This window comes from Escherichia sp. KTE172 (genome assembly GCF_000408845.1).
GTDB classification, from domain to species: domain Bacteria; phylum Pseudomonadota; class Gammaproteobacteria; order Enterobacterales; family Enterobacteriaceae; genus Escherichia; species Escherichia coli.
Genome location: NZ_KE137316.1, coordinates 4,485,292 through 4,486,671 on the forward strand (window position 1 = coordinate 4,485,292; position 1,380 = coordinate 4,486,671).

2 protein-coding genes are annotated in these 1,380 nt (G+C 52.4%); both read left to right on the forward strand.

Features of this window, described 5'->3' with window-relative positions:
- Positions 1-219: 219 nt before the first annotated feature.
- Positions 220-765, forward strand: a complete 546-nt coding sequence (locus tag G434_RS03160; protein ID WP_000453611.1) for a DNA-packaging protein — start codon at positions 220-222, stop codon at positions 763-765.
- On the forward strand, positions 740-1,380 hold a 641-nt coding region (locus G434_RS30855; protein WP_016249746.1), incomplete at its 3' end, for a phage terminase large subunit family protein. The genes G434_RS03160 and G434_RS30855, both read left to right, overlap by 26 nt.

Below are 1,380 nucleotides of genomic sequence, written 5' to 3' on the forward strand. Positions count from 1 at the left end.
GGGTCCTTTCCGGCGATCCGACAGGTTACGGGGCGGCGACCTCGCGGGTTTTCGCTATTTATGAAAATTTTCCGGTTTAAGGCGTTTCCGTTCTTCTTCGTCGTAACTTAATGTTTTTATTTAAAATACCCCCTGAAAAGAAAGGAAACGACAGGTGCTGAAAACGAACTTTTGGGCCTCTGTCGTTTCCTTTCTCTGTTTTTGGCCGTGGAATGAACAATGGAAGTCAACAAAAAGCAGCTGGCTGACATTTTCGGTGCGAGTATCCGTACCATTCAGAACTGGCAGGAACAGGGAATGCCCGTTCTGCGAGGCGGTGGCAAGGGTAATGAGGTGCTTTATGACTCTGCCGCCGTTATAAGATGGTATGCCGAAAGGGATGCTGAAATTGAGAACGAAAAGCTGCGCCGGGAAGTTGAAGAACTGCGGCAGGCCAGCGAGACAGATCTCCAGCCAGGGACTATTGAGTACGAACGCCATCGACTTACGCGTGCGCAGGCCGACGCACAGGAGCTGAAAAATGCCAGAGACTCCGCTGAAGTGGTGGAAACCGCATTCTGTACTTTCGTGCTGTCGCGGATCGCAGGTGAAATTGCCAGTATTCTCGACGGGATCCCCCTGTCGGTGCAGCGGCGTTTTCCGGAACTGGAAAACCGACATGTTGATTTCCTGAAACGGGATATCATCAAAGCCATGAACAAAGCAGCCGCGCTGGATGAACTGATACCGGGGTTGCTGAGTGAATATATCGAACAGTCAGGTTAACAGGCTGCGGCATTTTGTCCGCGCCGGGCTTCGCTCACTGTTCAGGCCGGAGCCACAGACCGCCGTTGAATGGGCGGATGCTAATTACTATCTCCCGAAAGAATCCGCATACCAGGAAGGGCGCTGGGAAACACTGCCCTTTCAGCGGGCCATCATGAATGCGATGGGCAGCGACTACATCCGTGAGGTGAATGTGGTGAAGTCTGCCCGTGTCGGTTATTCCAAAATGCTGCTGGGTGTTTATGCCTACTTTATAGAGCATAAGCAGCGCAACACACTTATCTGGTTGCCGACGGATGGTGATGCCGAGAACTTTATGAAAACCCACGTTGAGCCGACCATCCGCGATATTCCGTCGCTGCTGGCGCTGGCTCCGTGGTATGGCAAAAAGCACCGGGATAACACGCTCACTATGAAGCGTTTTTCCAATGGTCGTGGCTTCTGGTGCCTGGGCGGTAAAGCGGCAAAAAACTACCGTGAAAAGTCGGTGGATGTGGCGGGTTATGATGAACTTGCTGCCTTTGATGATGATATTGAACAGGAAGGCTCTCCGACGTTCCTGGGTGACAAGCGTATTGAAGGCTCGGTCTGGCCAAAGTCCATCCGTGGCTCCAC

Bases quoted from the DNA above. Each gene is read 5' to 3' on its own strand.
- G434_RS03160 (WP_000453611.1), top strand. From the start codon at position 220: ATGGAAGTCAACAAAAAGCAGCTGGCTGACATTTTCGGTGCGAGTATC.